The sequence below is a fragment of the Chryseobacterium taiwanense genome, assembly GCF_000813825.1.
In the GTDB taxonomy this organism is placed as follows: Bacteria; Bacteroidota; Bacteroidia; order Flavobacteriales; family Weeksellaceae; genus Chryseobacterium; species Chryseobacterium taiwanense.
The window spans coordinates 216,232-238,695 of the sequence record NZ_JWTA01000008.1; the positions used below are offsets into that span (position 1 = coordinate 216,232).

General features: G+C 33.1%; 18 protein-coding genes. 17 read left to right on the forward strand and 1 reads right to left on the reverse strand.

The annotated features are described in order from the left end of the window. Positions 1-87 precede the first annotated feature (87 nt). The 7 genes from RM51_RS11550 to RM51_RS11580 all read left to right on the forward strand — a co-directional run bounded on the left by RM51_RS11550 (position 88) and on the right by RM51_RS11580 (position 10,707). Positions 88-351: a helix-turn-helix domain-containing protein gene (locus tag RM51_RS11550; protein WP_052248486.1), complete on the forward strand. Its 264-nt coding sequence runs from the start codon at positions 88-90 to the stop codon at positions 349-351. 659 nt (positions 352-1,010) lie between these two features. Then, the gene (locus RM51_RS11555) at positions 1,011-1,652 is read left to right on the forward strand and encodes a DUF6266 family protein (protein ID WP_039369334.1); all 642 of its coding nucleotides are present in this window, start codon (positions 1,011-1,013) and stop codon (positions 1,650-1,652) included. 309 nt (positions 1,653-1,961) lie between these two features. Continuing rightward, a complete protein-coding gene (locus RM51_RS11560) occupies positions 1,962-2,291 on the forward strand; it encodes a nucleotide pyrophosphohydrolase (RefSeq protein WP_039369337.1) in 330 nt (109 codons plus the stop codon). A gap of 16 nt (positions 2,292-2,307) precedes the next feature. Beyond that, positions 2,308-4,476, forward strand: a complete 2,169-nt coding sequence (locus RM51_RS11565; RefSeq protein WP_039369340.1) for a DNA/RNA helicase domain-containing protein — start codon at positions 2,308-2,310, stop codon at positions 4,474-4,476. A gap of 51 nt (positions 4,477-4,527) precedes the next feature. After that, positions 4,528-7,491 (forward strand): TrlF family AAA-like ATPase, encoded by a 2,964-nt coding sequence (locus tag RM51_RS11570; RefSeq protein ID WP_039369343.1) that lies wholly within the window; start codon positions 4,528-4,530, stop codon positions 7,489-7,491. 43 nt (positions 7,492-7,534) lie between these two features. Then, on the forward strand, positions 7,535-9,736 hold the full coding sequence (locus tag RM51_RS11575; RefSeq protein WP_165585003.1) for an AAA family ATPase: 2,202 nt from the start codon (positions 7,535-7,537) through the stop codon (positions 9,734-9,736). Next, the gene (locus tag RM51_RS11580) at positions 9,736-10,707 is read left to right on the forward strand and encodes a hypothetical protein (RefSeq protein ID WP_039369349.1); all 972 of its coding nucleotides are present in this window, start codon (positions 9,736-9,738) and stop codon (positions 10,705-10,707) included. Before RM51_RS11575 ends, RM51_RS11580 begins: the two co-directional genes overlap by 1 nt. A gap of 275 nt (positions 10,708-10,982) precedes the next feature. Here RM51_RS11580 and RM51_RS11585 read toward each other — a convergent pair whose 3' ends face one another. Beyond that, positions 10,983-11,207, reverse strand: coding sequence for a helix-turn-helix domain-containing protein (locus tag RM51_RS11585; protein WP_039369352.1), 225 nt, complete (start codon positions 11,205-11,207; stop codon positions 10,983-10,985). Between the two features lie 394 nt (positions 11,208-11,601). Between RM51_RS11585 and RM51_RS11590 the strand changes: the two genes are divergently transcribed. From RM51_RS11590 to RM51_RS11635, 10 genes are all read left to right on the forward strand, one after another. Continuing rightward, entirely contained in the window at positions 11,602-12,417 is an 816-nt protein-coding gene (locus tag RM51_RS11590) for an RNA polymerase sigma factor (RefSeq protein ID WP_052248487.1), read from the forward strand. Position 12,418: 1 nt separating this feature from the next. Further along, the gene (locus RM51_RS11595; protein WP_039369485.1) at positions 12,419-13,513 is read left to right on the forward strand and encodes a hypothetical protein; all 1,095 of its coding nucleotides are present in this window, start codon (positions 12,419-12,421) and stop codon (positions 13,511-13,513) included. Between the two features lie 318 nt (positions 13,514-13,831). Then, entirely contained in the window at positions 13,832-14,038 is a 207-nt protein-coding gene (locus RM51_RS11600; RefSeq protein ID WP_039369357.1) for a bacteriocin-like protein, read from the forward strand. A 54-nt stretch (positions 14,039-14,092) separates the two neighbouring features. Beyond that, positions 14,093-14,350, forward strand: coding sequence for a DUF1294 domain-containing protein (locus RM51_RS11605; RefSeq protein ID WP_039369360.1), 258 nt, complete (start codon positions 14,093-14,095; stop codon positions 14,348-14,350). Between the two features lie 187 nt (positions 14,351-14,537). Next, positions 14,538-16,343 carry a translational GTPase TypA gene (gene typA / locus RM51_RS11610; protein WP_039369363.1) on the forward strand — a complete coding sequence of 602 codons (1,806 nt, stop codon included), beginning with the start codon at positions 14,538-14,540 and terminating at the stop codon, positions 16,341-16,343. A gap of 124 nt (positions 16,344-16,467) precedes the next feature. Beyond that, complete coding sequence (locus RM51_RS11615; protein ID WP_039369365.1) at positions 16,468-18,066, forward strand: glycoside hydrolase family 10 protein; 1,599 nt, start codon at positions 16,468-16,470, stop codon at positions 18,064-18,066. Positions 18,067-18,304: 238 nt separating this feature from the next. Then, positions 18,305-19,396 carry a redox-regulated ATPase YchF gene (ychF, locus tag RM51_RS11620; RefSeq protein WP_039369367.1) on the forward strand — a complete coding sequence of 364 codons (1,092 nt, stop codon included), beginning with the start codon at positions 18,305-18,307 and terminating at the stop codon, positions 19,394-19,396. A gap of 87 nt (positions 19,397-19,483) precedes the next feature. Further along, positions 19,484-20,566, forward strand: a complete 1,083-nt coding sequence (locus RM51_RS11625) for a hypothetical protein (protein ID WP_039369368.1) — start codon at positions 19,484-19,486, stop codon at positions 20,564-20,566. Positions 20,567-20,611: 45 nt separating this feature from the next. Further along, positions 20,612-21,559 (forward strand): helix-turn-helix domain-containing protein, encoded by a 948-nt coding sequence (locus RM51_RS11630; protein WP_039369489.1) that lies wholly within the window; start codon positions 20,612-20,614, stop codon positions 21,557-21,559. A gap of 87 nt (positions 21,560-21,646) precedes the next feature. Beyond that, positions 21,647-22,411 (forward strand): SDR family NAD(P)-dependent oxidoreductase, encoded by a 765-nt coding sequence (locus tag RM51_RS11635; RefSeq protein WP_039369371.1) that lies wholly within the window; start codon positions 21,647-21,649, stop codon positions 22,409-22,411. Positions 22,412-22,464: the final 53 nt, after the last annotated feature.

The following is a 22,464-nucleotide window of genomic DNA, read 5'->3' on the forward strand; positions in this document are numbered from 1 at the left end:
TTCGGAACTTTGATACAATAAATTTAATTCTCTTTCGTTTGAAATATAACACAAAAACTTGATTCTTTTAATTTTAAAAAACACAATATGAAAAAGAGATCAGGTACATCTATGTATGATGATGAACTGTTGAATACCATTTTAGCAGTCTTTGAAGAAATTTTAAACACCCTAAAGGAGAATCAGACTCACGATTCCCAGTACTATGACAGCGCCGATGTCAAAAGGCTTCTGAACATCAGCGACAGCACCTTATTCCGGATCCGGAAATCTCAGAATATTCCCTACGTTAAAATCGGACGGAAAATATTCTATCCCAAATCGTTTTTCAAAGATATTCTCAAAAAATAAGAGTATTTTTTGGAGCTGAATTTTTTTATTTGAACCACAAAAGGTTCAGACGTTAGAACTGTGTATAAACCAGTAAAAAATATGCAGGATTGAAGATAATTAAGAATATCTTCAGGCAGTATTATGATAATGCAAAAATAGGATTTGTATTTATTTACTCTCTTAATTCTCTTAATGGTTCAAAAGGTTATCTATAAAATTTTTTGGCGACTCTATACAATTTTAAACTCTTGTCATTCTGACGAAGGAAGAATCTTATGATAGCCTAGATTCTTCATTTCACTGCGTTACATTCAGAATGACAGTTTCATAACAATTAAGGCAGCAGAATGAATGTGAAATTGTATATAATGATCATTTTTTTTATTTGAATGATTAAGAGTATACATTTAAAAAGCTTCAAAAATCACTATTAAAAATCTAGAATCCAATCATTTTTTTTCAACAATCCTTCGACTGTTGTTCGGAAGTTCTTCGGAAAAAGTACCATTTTTCCGAAGCCGACCCGAAGGTGATCCGAAGAAGACCCGAAGAAATGCGGTGCAATACCAGTCAAAACTAATCAAAACACGTCAAAGCCGGTCATTATTTTCACAAGGGATTGAAAATGAGAATTTCCGCTCTACCTTCGTCTCAGTTAATCCATAAAACACAAACAAATGGCTAGAATAACAAAAGGAATCCTTGGGGGATTCTCAGGAAAAGTAGGAACGGTGGTAGGAGCCAACTGGCGCGGACAAGATATCATCAGAAGTACGCCCAAACCGAGCAGCAGACCTCCCAGTGACAAACAGCTTCTGCAACAGACAAAGTTCAAACTGGTGATCAGTTTTCTGCAGCCCGTTAAAAATATCCAGACCAAATATTTCGGATCGGGAAGCGGCTCCAAATCGAGAGTGAATATGGCGGTTTCCTACACCATTAATGAGGCAGTACAGATGGTAGGAGATGTTGCCGAGCTGATCTACAACAAGGTACTGATTACCAAAGGCGATCTGGCAGGATTTCAAAATGTAACTGCCGCTCCGCAAGCCGGAAACGGAATCAGCCTGAACTGGGAAGATAATTCGGCACAGGGCAATGCAGATGCCACAGACCTAACCAATGCTGTATGCTACTGCGAAGAACTGGGAAGTTTTGAGATTTTCGAATCGGTGGCGGAAAGGAGTGTGTTAACGGCAAATGTCACACTTCCGGCTTATTATGCAGGAAAGGAAATTCAGCTCTGGGTCTTCTTTCATAACGCGAAAGAAACGCTCGCCTGCAACAGTGCGTATCTCGGAAGTCTGACTTTAATTTAAATGTAATCTCTACTCGAAAGGGTGGAGATTTTTTTAGTTATTAGAATAACTTCATTTTTTATAAAAAAAATAGTGGCAAAATACGGGAAACCATAAAATAAAATTTACCTTTTTGTTATATTTGAATGAGGTAAAACTAATAACTTATCTATGATTATGGGCTAGTGAATTGTCTTTGTCTTTTGCTTAAACCATTTTCGTTATTAAAAATATTGTTTTTGAATATGAAGATTAGCCTGTACAATTTTTAGTCAAAACAGTTTAATTAGGTTTGAAAGTTTAGGTTTTATTATACATAAATTATAAAATATGAATGATTTTAATACACTTATAAAAGAGATCGTGCGCTTTAGAAATGAAAGAGATTGGGAGCAGTTTCATAATTCGAAGGATTTGGCGGTTGCATTATCTATTGAAGCTTCAGAACTTTTAGAGTTGTTTTTGTGGAAAAACAATGAAGATTTTAAGATTGATAAACTTAAAGAAGAATTGGCAGATGTGCTCATGTACGCTTTTCTTTTAGCCGATAAACATGATTTGAATATTATTGAAATTATTCAGGATAAAATCAGAAAAAATGCAGAAAAATATCCGGTTGATAAATCAAAAGGGAACGCAACGAAATATAATGAATTGTAGAATCAATATTTTTTAAATGAGCTTTTCTATACAGCAATATTCTTTTGATCATACTTTAGAATCTACAATCATTGAAAATCATCGGGAATTTCTTAATTGGCCTCTGGTTTATTTTTTAGAGGAAAACAAAACCAAGGAAGCATATGTAGGAGAAACAACGGATGTTCTTACAAGATTAAAAACACATTTCAAAACGAAAAAAAAACAAAGATTAAGTACTGTAAATTTAATTTTAAGTGATAGGTTCAATAAATCTGCAACATTGGATGTTGAATCAAATCTTATCAAATATATTTCTGCAGACGGAGTGTATTCTCTGCAAAACGGAAACTTAGGTATTTCTAACCACCAATTTTATCAGAAAAAAGAAGTGTATTGGGAACAGTTCAAAGATATTTGGACTGAACTAAGGAGCCTGGGTATTGCCAGACATTCTCTTGATTACATAGATAATTCCGATTTATTCAAATATTCACCATATAAGTCATTATCAAGAGAACAAATTTTGGGGCTCAAAATGATTCTCCAATGCCTTCTTGATGATAAAGCAAAAGTGAGTTTGATAGAAGGAGGTGCAGGAACTGGTAAATCAATACTGGCAATTTTTCTGTTCAAGCTTTTAAAAACAGATTTGAATGATTTTAATTACTCTGATTTTGATGAAGAGGATGAAGAGTTGTTTCATCTTTTACAAAATGTCAAAGCAAAATATGGAGATTTGAATATGGCATTGGTGATACCTATGGCTTCTTTCAGAAAAACAATTTCCAATGTGTTTAAGAATATCAAAGGCTTATCTCAAAAGATGGTCATCGGACCTTCAGAGATTACCAAACAGAAATATGATTTACTCATAGTAGATGAGGGGCATCGTCTGAGAAGAAGAGTTAATCTGGGTTCTTATTTTGGAACTTTTGATAAAAACAGTGAGCTTTTAGGATTGGATAAAATGACTACTTCCGAATTGGACTGGATTCAATTACAAAGTGATAAATCAATTATTTTCTACGACCAGTTTCAGTCCATCAAACCATCCGACGCTACTCCGGAGAGTTTTTATGCTTTAAAACATTTACCTAGTACTCGTAATGAAAAACTAATTACCCAATTCAGGGTCAAAGGTGGTAATCAATATGTGAAGTTGGTTCATCAGCTGTTTGATAAAGGAGAGCTGACAGAACTAAATCGACAAAATGTAGGATTTTACGATTTCAAATTATTTGATGATTTAAATGAGATGGTCGAACAGATTCATTTGAAAGAAAAGCAAAAAGGATTATCCAGAATGGTTGCGGGGTTTGCTTGGGAGTGGATTTCTAAAAGTGACAGATCAAAATTTGATATCGTGATCAATGACACCTCATTACAATGGAACAGTACCGTTACTGATTGGGTGAATTCACCAAATGCAATCAATGAGGTAGGGTGCATACATACTACGCAGGGCTACGACTTAAATTATACGGGAGTTATTATTGGTCCTGAATTAGATTATGATTTTGAGACCAATCAATTGGTTGTATACAAGGAACACTATAAGGATAAAAACGGTAAAAACTCAATTAGCAATCCTGAGGATTTATTGGATTATGTAATTAATATCTATAAAACTATTCTTTTGCGAGGAATTGAAGGCACATTTATCTATGTCTGCAATCCTAATTTGAGAAAATATTTTGCACAGATCATTCCGTCATTTAAAAATTCTAAAGATGAGGTGCGAAACTACACTGTAGTTAATATTCCAAATGAATTTACAGTTCCTTATTATGATCTTGAGATTGCAGCAGGACAATTTTCTGATTTGCAGTCAGTAGAAGAAGTAAAATATATCGAATTAAAAAACATCACCAATCACACTGAATACTTTGTCTGCAAAGTAGTAGGAGAGTCTATGAACAAAGTTATTCCCAATGATAGTCTGTGCTTATTTAAAAAATATACAACAGGCAGTCGTAATGGGTTGATCACTTTGGTTGAAGGTACTGATATCTTTGATAGTGAAACTGGTGCAAACTACACCATAAAAGAGTATACAAGCAAAAAAACTATAGATGATGAAGGGTGGCATCATGAGGAAATTACTTTGAAGCCATTATCTACACAATCTTTTGAGCCTATTGTGTTGAGGGATGAGGAGACGATGAATTTTAGGGTGATTGGGGTGTTTGATAAAATAATATGAAGTAAAAAAATAATAAGAAACTAAAACTGATAACTATAAAAACTTATTACTATGATAAATAAAGGGTCTGAATGGAATATTTGGGATTTACATGTGCATACACCAGCTTCAGGATTTGCATCAGATTCTGATTATCCAATTTTAATTGATAATTTGAAAGCTTCCCAAGCTGATGTAATAGGAATTAATGATTATTGTTCTATACAAGGATATAAGAAAATTATGAGTTTGGGAGGGGTTGAAGGGAAAATTCTTTTTCCAGTTGTGGAGTTTAGAATGAATAATAAAATTAATCACAAAAATTCGACAGCTACTGAAGGTGGAGTCAGTATCAATTTTCATATAATTTTTGATAATAATATTGATGTCAATAGTTTAGAAGTAGAATTGAATAGTTTAGAATGTAAATTTGATGGTGGAAATGAATCGAAATTAGGACATATTACCACCGCCGAGGATTTAAGTAAAATATCTTTCGATTATTTCGATACTGTTAAAAAATTAAACTCATCTATTTTAAAAAATAAGTTTTTAGTTTGGGTTCCTTATGATGAATACGGTGGAATTGACGCTATTGATCCAATCAATGATGGATTTTTTAAATTAGGGATTATTAATACAGCTCACATATTAGGCTCAGGAAACAACAGACAGATTTCTTATTTTTTAAGTGATAGATGCGTTACCGATGTTGGGAAAAACATTGCTTGTATTAAAGGTAGTGACGCGCATCAACTAGACTACCCATTCGGAAAATTACGTGATAAAGATTCTAATCCAACAGATAGATATTGCTGGATTAAAGGTGAAAAAAGTTTTAAAGCTTTACAGCATTTAATTGTTGAACCTATAGATAGAGTTGTGATAAATGATAAAAACCCTATCGAAAATAGAGTAACAACAAATCGTACTAAATATATTGAATCTATTAAAATTAATCAGGTTTCGGGATATAATCAATCTACCCATGGCGAATGGTTTAATGAAGTAGATATTCCACTTAATCCTGAATTAGTTGCTATAATTGGTAATAAAGGTAATGGCAAAAGCGCTTTAGCAGATATTATTGGGCTCTGCGGGGACTATAATGGAAATCATGATGATTTTTCATTCTTAAATAAGAAAAAATTTGGTGAAAATAATGGTCGTATCTCACAAAATTTTGAAGCAAAACTAAAATGGTTAAGTGGTGCTGAAAGTATAAAAAATCTAAATGATAAAACGGATAATTCATTTACAGAAAAAGTAAAATATTTACCTCAAGGTTATTTTGAAAGTATTACAAATGAATCCGTAGAAGGATTCAATAAAGAAATAGAGGATGTTGTGTTTACTCACTTGGAAGAAGATGAGAAATTAGGTAAGACAAATTTCAAAGAATTGATTGACTATAAAAATAGTGTGAGTAAAGAAGAAATTACTCAATTGAAAGGTAAATTACATGCTATTAATGAATCAATATTCAATAAGGAAGTTAAGTTAAATCCAATATATAAAAAAAGTATTGAAGATCATATAAAGCAGAAGCAAGATGAACTGAACGCTTTAATTGAGCCTATTGCTGTTTCAAATCCTAATGATAATCCTGAACATGCGGAACAAAATAAAATTATCAATGTTGAGATTGAAGGATTAAATAATAACATCAAGCTTCAAGAAGAGAAAATAAAAGGAATTGAAGAGTTAAAATTGAGTCTTTTAATTGAGATTAATGAGTTAAAATCGCTTAAACAACGAATTGAAAATAAAGTAAAAGAAGTTGTTGACTTTAAAAATAGTCTAGTTCCAGAATTATCTAAATACGATATTCTTAATATTGATGAATTAATTACAATAACGTCAAATCTTGAAAATTTAGACAAACTATTGTCAGAAAAGAGTACGTTATATAATGATTACAAATTAGCATTAGAAGAATCTACTTCTACTGATCCTAATTATAAATCTGAAAAGAACATTTTAAAAGGATATATAGATAGAAAAATAGATATACAAAAATCTTTAGGTGAAGCCGACAAAGTTTATCAACACTATCTTTTAGAAAAGAAAAATTGGGAAGATCTTAAAAGTAAAATAATTGGTAATGCAAATATCCAAGGTACATTGGAGTTTTATAAGAAGGAATTGAATTATTTAAGTTTAAGTCTTACTAGTGAAATAGAAGCTGAAAAAATTGAAAGATTAAAATTGACAAGAGAGATCTTTGAATTAAAAAGTACTGTATTGTCCACATACCAAAATGTAAAACAACGTATTGACAATATTATTAATGAGAATAATGAATTACTTTCTGCATATCCGATAGAAATAGAAGCTTCTTTTACATTTACTTCTAATTTTCAGAAAAAATTTTTAGATTTTATTTCTTTCAATAAGTCAGGGACTTTTTACGGAAAAGAAAATGCTGAAATACAATATAGAAAAATAGTTGAAAATGTAGATATTGATAACTTTGGCGGTGTTGCTGCATTATTAGAAAACTTGATAAGTCCATTTTTTACCGATTTAAGAGATGAGGGAAAACAGACAAATATTGAAAATCAAGTAAATGATGTGGTTGACTTATATGATTATTTATTTTCCTTGGATTTTGTTGATTATAATTATGAATTACGTCAAGGAAGTAAAAACTTAGAGCAACTATCTCCTGGTGAAAAAGGTGCTTTATTATTGATATTTTACCTATTACTTGACAATAATGATATTCCATTAATAATTGATCAACCAGAAGATAATCTCGATAATCACAGTGTTGCAAATATTTTAGTTCCATTTATTAAGAAAGCTAAATCAAAAAGACAAATAATACTAGTTACACATAATCCAAATTTAGCAGTTGTTGCCGATGCCGAACAGGTAATTAATACTGAACTCGACAAAGAAAATAATTATAAATTTTCATTTAAAGCTGGTGCGATCGAAAATCCGGAGATTAACGAATGCATTGTAAAAGTTTTGGAAGGAGCAATGCCTGCATTCAACAAAAGAAAATTAAAATACTACGAGAATATTTAATAATAGTCATTTGGGTTTATTTATGGAAAAAAATTATATAAAAATGTATAAAGGATTTAAATTATTAGCGGTTAGGCCTACGATTGGTTGTGATAAAAAGTTTTTAAAAAACCTTAAAGTAAATCATATTTATAACTTTTATAATGATTTCCAATTTAAAGAAAACAACAAGAGAAATGTCATCGAAATATGTAATGAATCTACAGTTCCAAATGATCTTTTTGGAGAAAACATAAGTGTTTCAGCAATAGTCGGAAAAAATGGTAGTGGGAAAAGTGCTTTAATAGAGCTATTTGTTGCAAGTATAAATCAGTTTAGTTATTATTTAAATAATATAGAGTTAGAAGGCAAAAAGCAAATTATTACAGATGCGGAGTTAGAATCTATTGAATTTGTAGAAGAAAGCAAAGGCATTAATTCAGAATTATTTTTTTTAAATAATAATCAATATTTTGAATTAAGTATTGTTAATAATAAATTTAAATCACTTAGAAATATTTCAAAGAAAATTGAAATTGAGAAAGAAAAATTAAAATCCTTTTTTTATACATTAATAATTAATTATTCTATATATAGTTTTAACCCACATACTTTGGGGAATTCTATTAGTTTTAAAAAATCAAACAATAATTGGATTGATGGTCTCTTTCACAAGAATGATTCTTATCAAATTCCTTTAGTAATAAATCCCAAAAGAGAAAGTGCAAATAGTAAGTTTGGAGGTGTAATAGATATAAATAATGAACAAGATTTATTGCAACAACGATTATTATTTAATATTTTAAAATATTATAATAATAATTATGATGCACATTTAAAGATTACAGAAAATAGAAGAGCAGTAAAAATCTTAATAGAAAATAAAATCTTTCATAATTTAACTGTTTTTATTTCAGTAAATGATTTTGGCATTAAGCAAGAATCAAAAATTATTGATCAAAATGACATTAAATTGTTTTGGAGAGGAAGTGTACATAATCCATTAAGTAATGGCATACAAATAAAAGATTATATTGTACATAAAAAACCTAAAACCTATTGGGATTATGATCAAATATTGTTAAAAACACTCCTAAAATTTAGAATCACAAAAAAAAGAAATCCCTATATTGAGAAGTGCTACGAATATATCGTTTATAAAATATTTTCTATTTGTGAAAAGTATCCTGATTACAAAGTATTTTTAAAGGATGATAAACATATAAATTCAAGAATAAGAGTAGATATTGACAAATTTTTACTCTTTATAAGTGATGTGAAAAATAGAAGTCATATTACCAATAAGTTATTACAGGTAATAAATTTTATAAGATTTTATGATGATATTTGGTATCAATATGCTGACAAAAAAGAATTCGATATTTTAACACTATCTAAAGATCTAAATAATTATGTGAGAAAAGATAGACCTCTTATTGAATTATTACCTCCACCAATATTTTCCATAAAAATTGAAGTTGATGAATTTCTTGAAAATGTCCCTCAAAATAATACAATTACAATTGATAAATTAAGTTCTGGGGAACAACAGTTAATTCACACTACTAGTACTGTGCTATATCATTTGAATAATATTAAATCTGTGAGAAATACTGGATTAATAAAAAAATATGATTGTACAAATTTAATATTTGATGAGATCGAGTTATACTTTCACCCGGAGTATCAAAGACTATTACTGAAAAATATTATTCAAGGATTAATAAATAACCAACTTGATACTTTAAAAATTAATATTCTGTTTGTTACACATTCTCCATTTATTCTTTCAGATATTCCTAGTCAAAATATATTAAGATTAGAGGATGGTAAAATGATTTTTGATGAAGTGTCAGAAAATACTTTTGGAGCAAACATTCACGACTTATTAGCCAATGAGTTTTTTTTAAAAAATGGTTTTATGGGGGAATTTGCCAAAACAGAAATTAACAAAGTGATTGATTTTTTAAATATTCAAAAACTTAAGTTCCGTGTAAATGAATTACAACTATTAATTAAGAATTCAAATAGTAAAGAAGATAAAAATCAGTATTTAAATGAATTAACAAGTAAAAAAATAAAATTAAATAACCTAGAAATTTTTGATTCTAAGTTTAACAAAGAATATTGTAAAAAAATTATAGAATTAATTGGTGAGCCTATGCTATCATCTAGTTTAATAGAGTTATTTACTGAGGCTTACCCCTCAGAAAAGAATGAATATATTGATTCTCAAATTGCCAGACTTGAAAAATTAAGACAATAATGATTGCGATTCATAAAACTAAAGTTAATGATGTTCAGAAAATATTTAAAACTGAAATTGAACAGCAAAGATTAGCCGCAATTTCTAAACTTACTGCTTTAGATACTACAACTACCAGTAAGAAGGATAAAGATTATTTAAAAAGTATAATTAACCTTTTTATAAATAACAATGACTTTCTATTATGGGATTCAAAAAAATTACATAATGAAAAAGATTTAGTAGGAAATGTACCAATGGTTCCTAAAACTGTAAAAGGTGTTAGGAAGATGGTTAAAAGTAAGATTAAAGATAAAATATTAGTTGCTCTTGACTATAAACGTCTAAGAAATACTTTTTATCCGAAATATTTTAAAGAAATAGGTATAAAAGCTTGTGTTTACTGTAATTCTCAGTTAACTATTTCAGCAATTAAAAATTCTAAAAAAGAATATTCAGCTAAATTTGATGTAGATCATTATCATTCAAAGGATGATTATCCTTTTTTAAGTATTTCATTATTTAATTTATATCCTGCTTGTGCTTCGTGTAACAGACTAAAAAGTACCAATCCTATTGAACTAGAGTTATATTCTGATAACGCCTTTAAAACGAAAAATTCTAGTTATAAATTTAAATTAAATTCTAATGCTAAAGCAAAATATTTGACTACAAAAGACTCAAATGAGATAGAATTTAGTTTTGTAGAACCCTCTTATGTTCCTGGAGTGAAGAAATTTAATGAAGTGTTTCATATCGAAGGTGTTTACCAAACACAAGTTGATTTAATTGAAGAATTAATTATTAAGAGTCAAATATATAATAGCTCATATTTAAAAACCTTGGAAGATAATTTTAAAAAATTAAACTTACATCCCGCATTATTCAAACGGACACTAATTGGGAATTATACTGAGGATAAAGACATACATAAAAGACCAATGAGTAAGTTAGTAATGGATATCGCAAAGGAATTGGAATTAATAAAATAATTTAGTCGTAATATTTAATTAATCACATTTTAGTATTTTAAAATATTGTATATTTAACAACTACCGCATCGCAATTTTCAAAGATAACACTACTTGAAGAGTGGAATTTGTTTTGAGAATAAAGAATAGAACATTTTTTTTATATCTTAACAAAAAACTCCATTTTTGAGTGTGCCTATAATCAGTAATATTAAATAGTTGACAAAAGGAATTCTTTCGATGATCAAGGTTTCATCGCTAAAACAGCTCTCATTAAAAATTAATACAAATTTTTCTTACTTTAATTTAAAATCAAATAGTTCCTGTGGATGGACATCTAGTCCTTTCGCTAACTCTTGAATAGTAGAGATTCTGAGATCTACTTCACCTTTTTCTATTTTACTGATATTGCTATGATCTACATCACATTTTTGAGCCAACTCTCTATAACTCAAATTCAGTTTTTTCCTAAACATTTCAATTCTTTTACCAAATGCAGTTCTAAATTCTAATTTATCCATTTCGGTCACTTTGGATAGACAAATTGATGAGATTTTAACAAATTAATGTAGTCGAATTAACCTACGTTAAGAAAAATGTTTTATATTTGCTATATAAGTTACAATAAAGGTAACTTTGCAATACTTCAAAAAATATTCGAAGCTATTGCTTAGATTCTCGACTAGAAAATTGGTAATTTTAATGTGTACGAGAAGATAAGTATCTTAGCTCACGACCGCGGCGTGGGCTCACTTATCGTACACGGGTATACCAGTGCCTTTAGTCAATAAGCTGAGTTCCACGCCTTTTCTTTTGGGCAAAATGTAGTGAGATAGTGTTTTTAAATGGTGTAGAGAATTCATAAGAAATCTAGGCAGTTCCTTCCAGCAATAATTTTGCTTAAAAACATTGCTTATGAAAGAAAATGAATGCTTGCCCCAAAAGTTAACCGATCTTCAGCTGTACGAACTGCTGAAAAAAGGCAATCCTACCTCTCTGGAACATATACATTTACGGTACAAAAGACTTCTTTTCTGGCTTGGAAAACAAAAGCTTGAAGATGATTTTGTGGTGGAAACGCTTGTTCAGGATACGTTTCTTAAACTTTGGCTGCACCGTGATTCTATTGAAACCCCAAATCATATTTTGGGATTTTTACGGTTCGTTCTGAAAAGAGACTGTATAACCTATTTCAATACTCCGAAAAATAAATTCGCACGCTTAACGGCTTCCCTTGAAAGTTTTGAAAATTATCAGGATTATCTTGTCGGTTATGATCCTCTGCAAGACAAAGAACATCTTATTCGTCAGGAATCCAATCAAAAAGATTTTGATGAAGTCAATAAGGTCTTAAAGGTGATAAATCCTAAAAGAAAACACCTGATTGAGCTATGCCTTCAATATGGCTTCCGATACAAACCTATTGCAGAAGCAATGGGAAGTAGTGTTAAAGACATCGGCAATGAGGTAAGCAGAGCCATTGATGATCTAAGGAAAATTCTTAATAAAAGTTCTTTTGAACAGCCACAGGAAAAAACTTCCAGTAATGAAGAATGGTCAGAAAACCTCAGCAGTCAACAAATTGAAATTATGCGTAGAAGATGTGAACAGAAATCTTCATTTGCAGACATTGCACGAGAACTCAAACTTTCTGAAAAGGAAGTGCATCGCGAGTTTCTGTATGCCTATCAATATGTACAGAATCGAAACAACGCTGAAATACCAATTTGATATGGAAAAATCTACAATGACACTGACCCGAAAAATTCAGTTGTTGATCGATGCTCCATTAGATCAAAAAAATGAGATGTGGGAAAAGCTCTACCGATATCAGAACCGCTGTTTCCGGGCAGCTAACTTAATCGCTTCCCATCTGTATGTTCAGGAAATGATCAAGGATTTTTTTTACCTAACAGAAGAAATCCAATATAAACTGGCTGATGCAAGCAAAGATGAAATGGGAATGTTTAACCGTTCGAAAACAAACAGCACAGCAAGGATGGTTTTTGACCGATTCAAAGGGGGAATCCCCACCGATATTTTGGGAAGCCTGAACAATACGATTCAATCAACCTTCTCTAAAAACAAAGCCGATTATTGGCAGGGAACAAAATCACTGAGAAATTTCAAAAAAGACATTCCCATTCCACTTCCTGTCAAATGTATAAGCAAAATGAGATATGATCCCGAAAAGAAAGCGTTTTGCTTCAATATGTTTGCAATTCCGGTTAAAACCTATTTAGGAAAGGACTATTCTGATAAACGACTGATCATGGAACGCCTGCTAAAAAAAGAGATAAAGCTCTGCACATCGCAGGTTCAGCTTAAAGCAGGTAAAATCTTTTGGCTCGCCGTTTTTGAATTTGAAAAAGAAAAGAATCATTTAAAACCTGAAATCATTGCGGAAGCTTCTCTGTCTCTGGAACATCCCATAGTGGCAAAAGCTAACAATGTGCGAATCAATATTGGCTCAAAAGAGGAGTTTTTATACCGCAGGTTGGCCATTCAGGCAGGTCAGAAAAGAGTTCAGGATGGTATCGCTTATTCACGTTCAGGAAATGGAGTCAAACGAAAACAAAAGGCATTGTATAGAACAGAAAATATGGAAAGCAGATATGTAAGTGATCGGCTTCACGTTTACAGTCGGCAGCTGATTGATTTCTGCATCCGGCAGCAAGCGGGTACATTAATTCTTAAAGATCAGGAAGGCAAGATAGGAATTGCCAAAGATCAGGAATTTGTATTGCGCAACTGGAGCTATTATGAATTACAGACAAAAATAAAGTACAAGGCAGAAAAAGCCGGCATTGAATTGATTATTGGATAAAAAAAAATAGCGAGGGTGCTTGTACACCCGTAGGGTGAGGTCTTGAAAGCTCACTAAATACTTTAGTAGTATATACAACGGCGTGGGTTCTTTTTATACTTCAGAAACTTGTGGGGTTAGAGGAGTGCCTGATGGCGAACACAAAAGATTTGTAAGATGGTGCGGCAATAATAGATGAAATTTATGATATAATGTATTGTGATGTTTGATTTAACATAAAATAAATAATTCATCAAAAAATGAAATATTTTTACCAAAACCCTTTTTTCCTGAAAATATTTTTATACATTTATCATTCAAACTAATCAAAAATAGATCATGAAAAAACTAAAAAAAGTTTCACGCAGTGAAATGAAATCAATTCAGGGAGGAATTGCTAAAGGAATGGTAAGATGTAAAGATCCAATCACATGTGTTGTGCAGTGGGGATGGGGAACCGGAGATTCCAGTAGCTGTGGAACCTTTGATATTATTTGTGGTGAAGCGCCACCACAGGATCCATGCGAAGTAATGGCATGTGTATAAATAAAATAAGAAGAGTGTTTTTGTAACACTCTTTTTTTATTTAGATTTGCCGCAATGCTTTATTATCTATTGCTTATTAATTTTTTCAGCTTCGTTATTTTTGGATTAGACAAAAGAAAATCGATTGTACATCGGCGAAGAATACCGGAAACTACCTTATTGGGGATTTCTTTTCTGGGTGGAACCATCGGATCAATTGCCGCTATGCTCATTTTCAGACATAAAATTTCCAAGACTTCATTTTTGCTGAAAATGGGATTGATTGTTTTAATTCAGGCCGCTTTGATTTACTTTTTTGGAAAAAAGTATTGAGATTGGTCATAAAAACTTAATCTCATATTCGTAATTTTTGATAGAAATATATAGATAATGAACTCAATTGTAGAAGCTTAAGAATAGCTTTTCTTTTAACCTTCTCATTATGAATTTGTTAATTAACAAAACTTATTAGTGAGTTTTTCATTAAAAATCACTATTTTTGCACCCGTAAAAATCTTTTATGCAAAACATTAGAAATATTGCGATTATCGCACACGTTGACCACGGTAAGACTACTTTGGTTGATAAAATCATCCACGCTACCAATATTTTCAGAGAAAATCAGGAGAGTGGAGAATTAATTATGGATAACAACGATCTTGAAAGAGAAAGAGGGATCACGATTTTATCTAAGAATATTTCTGTTACTTATAAAGACACGAAAATTAACGTAATCGATACTCCTGGTCACGCCGATTTTGGTGGAGAAGTAGAGAGAGTATTGAAAATGGCTGATGGAGTTATTTTGTTGGTGGATGCGTTCGAAGGACCAATGCCACAGACAAGATTCGTACTTCAGAAAGCGTTGGAATTAGGATTAAGACCATTGGTAGTAATCAACAAAGTTGATAAGCCAAACTGTCGTCCGGATGAGGTTCACGATCAGGTATTTGACCTGTTCTTCAATCTTGAGGCTACTGAAGAGCAGTTGGATTTCCCAACATTCTACGGTTCTTCAAAACAAGGTTGGTTCAACACTTCATTAGAACAAACTGAAGATATTTTACCATTATTGGATGGTATTTTACAATACGTTCCTGCACCGAAAGTAACTGAAGGTAACCTTCAGATGCAGATTACTTCTCTAGATTTCTCTTCTTTCTTAGGAAGAATTGCGATCGGAAAAGTAACAAGAGGGGAGATTAAGGAATCTCAATGGATCGGTCTTGCGCAGGCAGACGGAAAAGTGGTAAAAGGAAAAGTAAAAGAATTATACGTTTTCGAAGGATTAGGAAAGAAAAAAGTAACTGAAGTAAAAGCCGGAGATATCTGTGCGGTAGTAGGTTTCGATGCTTTCCAGATCGGAGATTCTTTCGTAGATCTTGAAAACCCTGAACCATTGGAAAGAACGGCAATTGATGAGCCTACATTGAACATGACGTTCTCGATCAACAACTCACCTTTCTTTGGTAAAGATGGTAAGTATGTAACTTCTAATCACCTGAAAGAAAGATTAACGAAAGAATTAGAGAAAAACTTAGCATTAAGAGTTCAGCAGACTGATGATGCAAACACTTTCCTAGTTTTCGGTAGAGGTATTCTTCACTTGTCAGTTTTGATTGAAACGATGAGAAGAGAAGGGTATGAAATGACAATCGGTCAGCCGCAGGTTATCTTGAGAGAAATCGACGGAGTAAGCTGTGAGCCTTACGAATCTTTGGTAGTTGACGTTCCTGAAGAGTACGCTTCTAGAGTAATCGACTTGGCAACTCAGAGAAAAGGAGATCTTCACATCATGGAAACAAAAGGGGAGATGCAGCACATGGAATTCGAAATTCCTTCAAGAGGTTTGATCGGATTGCGTTCTCAGATGTTGACGGCTACTGCAGGGGAAGCTATTATGGCACACCGTTTCACAGAATACAAGCCTTTCAAAGGTGCTATTCCTGGAAGAAACAATGGAGTATTGATCAGCAAAACGCAAGGTCCTGCAACAGAATATTCTATTGCTAAACTACAGGATAGAGGGAAGTTCTTCGTAGATCCGGGTGAGGAAATCTATGCAGGGATGGTTATCGGTGAACAAAACAAGCCGGGTGACTTGGTAGTAAACATCGTAGAAGCTAAGCAGCTGAACAACATGAGAGCTTCTGGTAAGGATAAAGATACTGGTGTTGCACCAAAAATCTTATTCTCTCTTGAAGAATGTATGGAATATATCCAGGCTGATGAAGCGATCGAGGTAACTCCAAACTTCATCCGTATGAGAAAGAAATTACTTTCTGAAGAAGAAAGAAAAAGAGTGGAAAGATCAGCAAAAGCATAATCTGAAATTCTTATAGATACTAAAGCCTCGATTTTTTCGGGGCTTTTTTAGTAGGGATTAGAAGAAAATGAGTATTTTTCATTTTTAATTGATCGAAATATAATTTAAGGCAGTTTTTCAAACGATGAAAGGGAATAAATTAAAACTAATCTTCTTGCTGGGAGCTTTCGCTTCATGCAGCAGTTCTAAAACTTTAGCGGATACCACAAAACCCGTAAAAAATAAAAATACAGCAAAACCTGTCGCCTCGGTACAAAAAGATTCCGTAGGGGTAGTTAAAACAGCAGTTATCCCGTCTGAAGAAGATTTCAGAACCAATCTTCCTGACATTAAAAGAGAGTTCAGAGGAGCATGGATTGCAAGTGTGGCGAATATCAACTGGCCTTCAAGAAATACCTTAACGGTTGATCAGCAAAAAGCAGAAGCAATCAGCATGTTGGATATGCTGAAAGAGAATAACTTCAATGCCGTTATTTTTCAGGTAAGACCTTCTGCGGATGCTTTATACACAAGTAATCTTGAACCTTGGTCTTATTTTTTAACAGGAGAAACGGGAAAAGCACCTTATCCGAACTATGATCCTTTACAGTTCTGGATTGAAGAAGCGCATAAAAGAGGATTGGAACTTCACGTATGGCTCAATCCTTACCGTGCCCATCACGCCAATGGAGGAACACCCAACAGTTTATCAATGGTTAACAAGCTTTCGGATATTGTCATCAGATTAAAAAACGGAATGTATTGGCTGGATCCTGCCGATCCGAAAACACAGGGGCATGTTTCTAATGTGGTAAAAGATATTGTAAAGCGATACGATATTGATGCAGTGCATTTTGATGATTATTTTTATCCTTATGCTACTTACAACAGGGGAGCCGATTTTCCGGATTATAAAACCTGGAATGCCTATGTAAGCAGTGGCGGAACCTTAACAAGAGCAGACTGGAGAAGAGATAATGTGAATAAGTTTGTTGAAAGGATTTATAAAGAAATTCACGCAGAGAAAAGCTATGTACGATTCGGAATCAGTCCGTTCGGGATCTGGAAACCCGGTTATCCGGAAGGGATTACAGGATCTTCACAATATGACGAGCTGTATGCTGATGCAAAACTTTGGCTGAATAAAGGCTGGGTAGATTATTTCTCGCCTCAGTTATACTGGACCATCGATTCTAAAGGACAGGGATTTGAAGCTTTACTCAATTGGTGGCAGTCTGAAAATACCATGAAACGTCATCTTTGGCCGGGATTAAATACCGTTGAAGTAAGATCTCCTGACCGACCGACGGAAATTAAAAATCAGATTGAGATTTCCAGACAAGTTCTAAAAAATGATGCGGGAGAAATTCACTGGAGCATTGCTGGATTAACAAAAAATGCGAATATGCTGCCTACGTTGAAAAACGGACCCTATAAAGAAAAAGCATTAGTGCCTAAAACACCATGGATTGTATCGGCTCCTTTACAGAAACCTACAATATTCAGTACGGAAAGCGGAAGCATTGTACAGGTAAATTGGAGTACTAAAAATATTGGAGAAGTCTTTCAATGGGTACTTTTTAGCCAATATAACGGAGTTTGGGAAACAGAGATCTTAACCTTAGACCAGCTTTCAAAAGAACTTCCAAAGTTTAAAGACGGTAAAACGCTGACTGCTGTTGCGATAAAAGCAATCGACAGATTAGGGAATGAAAGTGATTATATGGCGAAAAAACTGAAATAGTTTTTCTCATTCAAAAGAAGTGTGGATAAAATACTTTTCTTACCTCATAAAAATCTGTCAAGACCTGACAGATTTTTTTTATTATGAAACTCTCTTAAAATTCACTATCTTTGCACGCTGAAAGTGCAAGGTGCTGAATAGTAAATTTACTATAAAATATCTTGAGCTTTAAACTTAGAATTTTACGATATGAAACTGAAAGGTTCATAACACTATAATTAAAAAATAAAATTTCATTATGAAATGTGGAATCGTAGGCTTACCGAATGTAGGTAAATCAACTCTTTTTAACTGTCTGAGCAACGCAAAAGCACAGTCTGCAAACTATCCTTTCTGTACGATCGAGCCGAACTTAGGAACGGTTTCTGTACCGGATCAAAGATTGTTTGAATTGGAAAAAATCGTAAAACCTGAGAGAGTTTTACCGGCTGTTGTTGAGATTGTTGATATTGCAGGTCTTGTAAAAGGAGCAAGCAAAGGAGAAGGATTAGGAAACCAGTTCTTGGCAAACATTCGTGAGTGTGAAGCTATTATCCACGTTTTAAGATGTTTTGATAACGGGAATATCGTTCACGTAGAAGGTTCGGTAGATCCGCTAAGAGATAAAGAAATTATTGATATTGAGCTTCAGTTAAAAGATTTGGAAACTGTAGGAAAAGCAGTGGAAAAAGCTAAGAAATTCATCAAATCAGGAAAGAAAGAAGATATTTTGACGTATGAAACACTTCAGAATCTTCAGAAACACCTTGAAGATGGTAGAAATGCAAGAGAATTTGCAACGGATGATTTCACAGCATCAGTAATTGGAGAAGTTCAGTTGTTGACAAATAAGCCAGTTCTTTACGTTTGTAATGTAGACGAAAACTCTATTAAAAACGGAAACGAATGGATTGCTAAAATTGAAGAAATGGCGAAAGGAGAAGGCGCTGAAACCGTAGTATTGGCAGCTCAGATCGAAGCAGATATCAATGAACTGGAAACATACGAAGAAAGAGAGATTTTCCTTGATGAATTAGGGCTTACAGAGCCGGGAGTAAACCGTTTGATCAGAAAAGCGTATGATTTATTAAAACTTCAGACGTATTTTACAGCAGGAGTTAAAGAAGTAAGAGCTTGGACTATTGGACAAGGATGGACAGCTCCTCAAGCGGCAGGAGTAATCCATACAGACTTTGAAAAAGGATTCATCCGTGCAGAAGTAATCAAGTATGATGATTATATGCAGTACGGATCTGAAGCGAAGGTAAAAGAAGCCGGAAAACTTTCTGTAGAAGGTAAAGAATATATCGTGAAAGATGGTGACATCATGCACTTTAGATTCAACGTATAAGAAAATATTAAAGTTAGTTATAAATGAAAAGCGCTTCCGATGTATTTTGGGAGCGCTTTTTGCATTTCTACCGGAAACTTGTAATAAATGAAGATTTTATACCTGAGCATTTTTGTTTTGCTGATTTCATGTTCTAAAAGCATTGAGGAAAAATGTTTTTTAAAGGAAAATGATAATTATTTTAAAGGATACGTTGAGAAGGAACCTTATACGGTAAAACAGATTCTCGATCATAAACCAGATTATCTCAGGATTATAGATCTCAAAAAATACAGAAGCTTTCAACAGGATAGTTTAGAATATACTAAGATAAATAGATATTCTGAAGATTACTGGAAACAAATGGAGACCGAGTTTTCAGATTTTAACGAAAAATTTTTAGGACAGTTTTATTATTCATTCAAACAAACAGATGGTAACGTTAAATATGCTTTGGGTGCCAATAATCTTGGATTTTGGTTGTTGAAAATTGAAAAAGACAAACCTTCTGCTTATTTTTTAGGATTAAGTTTCAGTCATTTTTATTTTAATAAATTTCAGCAAAACCCTATTGTAAAAGATGGTTTTCTTCGGCTTGAAGGCAGTTTGGTAAAGATCATTAAAGTTCCGGGGCTTCCCGGTCATGATGATTATTCAGCTATTGAAGACGGGAAATTATTTACAATAGATTTAAAAACTTTAGAACAAGATTCGGATGAAGACGGCTATAATGATATTTTTGAAGAAAGCTTTGGATTAAACCCTCACAATAAGGATACAGACGGAGACGGTATTACTGATTTTAAAGATCATAATCCCCTTTTTAAATCAGAGAAAAACAAGTTTACTGATTTATATGAAAATATGATGTCACAGCATTTAGGGATGGTACAGGAGAAACTTAAGGATATGTCTTATTTTATTTCTGCTTATGAATCCGACTGTGAGTATTTTCAAAAGGTAAATCCAGAATATAAAGTTCTTATTTTTTCTGAGAATAAAGAGAAACAACCTTATTATGTTCGCTCAACAGTAATTTTTGGAACAATTTATTCTTTAATTCAAAAAGATAAAAATGATCCTCAAAAGTTCTACATTCATGAAGCATCAGGAGGTTCTGTAAACGGATATTCGGCAGTATGGAGGAATGGGAAATGGGTTTTCAATTTGATTTCGCAAACGGTAAGTTAATAGATTGAGATTATTTTGTACATTTGATTTTTACAAATCAACATGATGGAAAAGACTGCCCATACTTCATATACTTCGCTGGATGATTTCTATAAGGAAATGACGGCGAAACTCGGAACAGATATAGAAACGATCTTTCCTAAAGGGCTTCATAAAGATATCGGTCATTTTAATGTATTTGATATTGCCCAAACCATTGAAAGGGTAAAGACGACGGCTGAAATGCCTTATAACAGACGGAAATACTATAAGATAAGCCTGATCAGAGGACGTAACCGTGCAGAGTATGCAGATAAAGTTATTCAGATTCAAAAGAATGCTTTGTTGTTTGCTACTCCCAAAGTCCCTTATCACTGGGTTCCTGAAGATCCGCAGCAGTCGGGGAGCTTTTGTGTATTTACAGAAGATTTCTTTATAAAAGACAAATCTCACAGTACCCTTGAAGACTTACCAATTTTTCAGCCGGGAAATATTCCTTTGTTTGAAATTGATGATGAACTGGCAGATGAGATCGAGCTATTGTATGGCAAGATCAAAAAAGAAATCGATTCGGACTATATCTTTAAATATGATCTAATTAGAAACTACGTATTGGAACTGATTCATTATGGACAAAAGTTACAACCAGCTTCTAAACTGTCAACCTCAAATGATGCCTCATTACGTGTGGTTTCATTGTTTATAGAGCTGTTGGAGAGACAGTTTCCGATTGAGAATTCAGATCAGAGATTGCAATTGAAAAGTGCAAAAGATTATGCGGATCGACTGTCGGTTCATGTTAATTATCTCAATAAAAAACTCAAAGAAAGCACCGGAAAAACGACTACTGAAATCATTGCCGAAAGAATCGTGCAGGAAGCCAAAATACTTTTAAAACAGACCAAATGGAACGTTTCAGAAATTGCGTATTCGTTGGGTTTTGAAGAAATAGCCCATTTTTCAAACTTCTTTAAAAAGAAAACATCACTCGCTCCGCTGGAATTTCGTTCGTGATTTGAATTTTGCAAATTTCAGTTTGATTCGAGCAAACACTTCACCATAGAATTGTCAGAACTTTGTCCCATCAAAAACAAACAAAAAATGGAAACAAGAACAAAAATCGCATTAGTTACAGGAGGAAGCCGTGGATTAGGAAGAAATTCAGCTATTAAAATCGCTCAAAAAGGACTTGATGTGATTATTACCTACAGAAGTAATAAAGAAGAAGCTGATCATGTTGTTGAAGAAATTCAGGCGTTGGGAAGAAAGGCGATCGCTTATAAGTTGGATACAAAAGATATCAAAAGCTTTGATGCGTTTATAAAACAGGTCGGAGATCATCTGGAAGCAAATACAGAAAGCCGCAACATTGATTACTTGGTAAATAATGCAGGAACAGCGCTGTATTCGCCAATAACTGAGGTGACTGAAGAACAGCTTGACGATATGGTAGATATTCACTTCAAAGGAGTGTTTTTCCTGACTCAGAAGTTTTTGCCTTTCATCAATAACGGTGGAGGAATTGTAAATGTTTCTTCGGGACTGGCAAGATTTGCTTTACCAGGTTCAGCAGTTTACGGATCAATGAAAGCGGGAGTAGAAATGTTGACGAGATATATGGCGAAGGAATTGGGGGCAAGAAGAATCAAGGCAAATGTAGTGGCTCCGGGAGCAATAGAAACGGATTTCGGAGGCGGAAGAACGAGAGATGATGAACATGTGAATGCATTGGTAGCGTCAAATACTGCTTTAGGAAGAGCAGGGTTGCCGGATGACATCGGAGGTGTAGTTGCTTTTCTATGTACAGATGAAGCGGGATGGATTAATGCACAAAGAATAGAAGTTTCGGGAGGAATGTTCTTTTAAAAATCAAGCGGTAGTTTTCTACCGCTTTTTTTATATCTTTATTAGGCTAATGT

What these genes read in the sequence shown, in the direction of transcription:
- RM51_RS11550 (WP_052248486.1), top strand. Translation starts at nt 88, where the DNA reads ATGAAAAAGAGATCAGGTACATCTATGTATGATGATGAACTGTTGAAT.
- RM51_RS11555 (WP_039369334.1), top strand. Translation starts at nt 1,011, where the DNA reads ATGGCTAGAATAACAAAAGGAATCCTTGGGGGATTCTCAGGAAAAGTA.
- RM51_RS11560 (WP_039369337.1), top strand. Translation starts at nt 1,962, where the DNA reads ATGAATGATTTTAATACACTTATAAAAGAGATCGTGCGCTTTAGAAAT.
- RM51_RS11565 (WP_039369340.1), top strand. Translation starts at nt 2,308, where the DNA reads ATGAGCTTTTCTATACAGCAATATTCTTTTGATCATACTTTAGAATCT.
- RM51_RS11570 (WP_039369343.1), top strand. Translation starts at nt 4,528, where the DNA reads ATGATAAATAAAGGGTCTGAATGGAATATTTGGGATTTACATGTGCAT.
- RM51_RS11575 (WP_165585003.1), top strand. Translation starts at nt 7,535, where the DNA reads ATGTATAAAGGATTTAAATTATTAGCGGTTAGGCCTACGATTGGTTGT.
- RM51_RS11580 (WP_039369349.1), top strand. Translation starts at nt 9,736, where the DNA reads ATGATTGCGATTCATAAAACTAAAGTTAATGATGTTCAGAAAATATTT.
- RM51_RS11585 (WP_039369352.1), bottom strand. Translation starts at nt 11,207, where the DNA reads ATGGATAAATTAGAATTTAGAACTGCATTTGGTAAAAGAATTGAAATG.
- RM51_RS11590 (WP_052248487.1), top strand. Translation starts at nt 11,602, where the DNA reads ATGAAAGAAAATGAATGCTTGCCCCAAAAGTTAACCGATCTTCAGCTG.
- RM51_RS11595 (WP_039369485.1), top strand. Translation starts at nt 12,419, where the DNA reads ATGGAAAAATCTACAATGACACTGACCCGAAAAATTCAGTTGTTGATC.
- RM51_RS11600 (WP_039369357.1), top strand. Translation starts at nt 13,832, where the DNA reads ATGAAAAAACTAAAAAAAGTTTCACGCAGTGAAATGAAATCAATTCAG.
- RM51_RS11605 (WP_039369360.1), top strand. Translation starts at nt 14,093, where the DNA reads ATGCTTTATTATCTATTGCTTATTAATTTTTTCAGCTTCGTTATTTTT.
- typA (WP_039369363.1), top strand. Translation starts at nt 14,538, where the DNA reads ATGCAAAACATTAGAAATATTGCGATTATCGCACACGTTGACCACGGT.
- RM51_RS11615 (WP_039369365.1), top strand. Translation starts at nt 16,468, where the DNA reads ATGAAAGGGAATAAATTAAAACTAATCTTCTTGCTGGGAGCTTTCGCT.
- ychF (WP_039369367.1), top strand. Translation starts at nt 18,305, where the DNA reads ATGAAATGTGGAATCGTAGGCTTACCGAATGTAGGTAAATCAACTCTT.
- RM51_RS11625 (WP_039369368.1), top strand. Translation starts at nt 19,484, where the DNA reads ATGAAGATTTTATACCTGAGCATTTTTGTTTTGCTGATTTCATGTTCT.
- RM51_RS11630 (WP_039369489.1), top strand. Translation starts at nt 20,612, where the DNA reads ATGGAAAAGACTGCCCATACTTCATATACTTCGCTGGATGATTTCTAT.
- RM51_RS11635 (WP_039369371.1), top strand. Translation starts at nt 21,647, where the DNA reads ATGGAAACAAGAACAAAAATCGCATTAGTTACAGGAGGAAGCCGTGGA.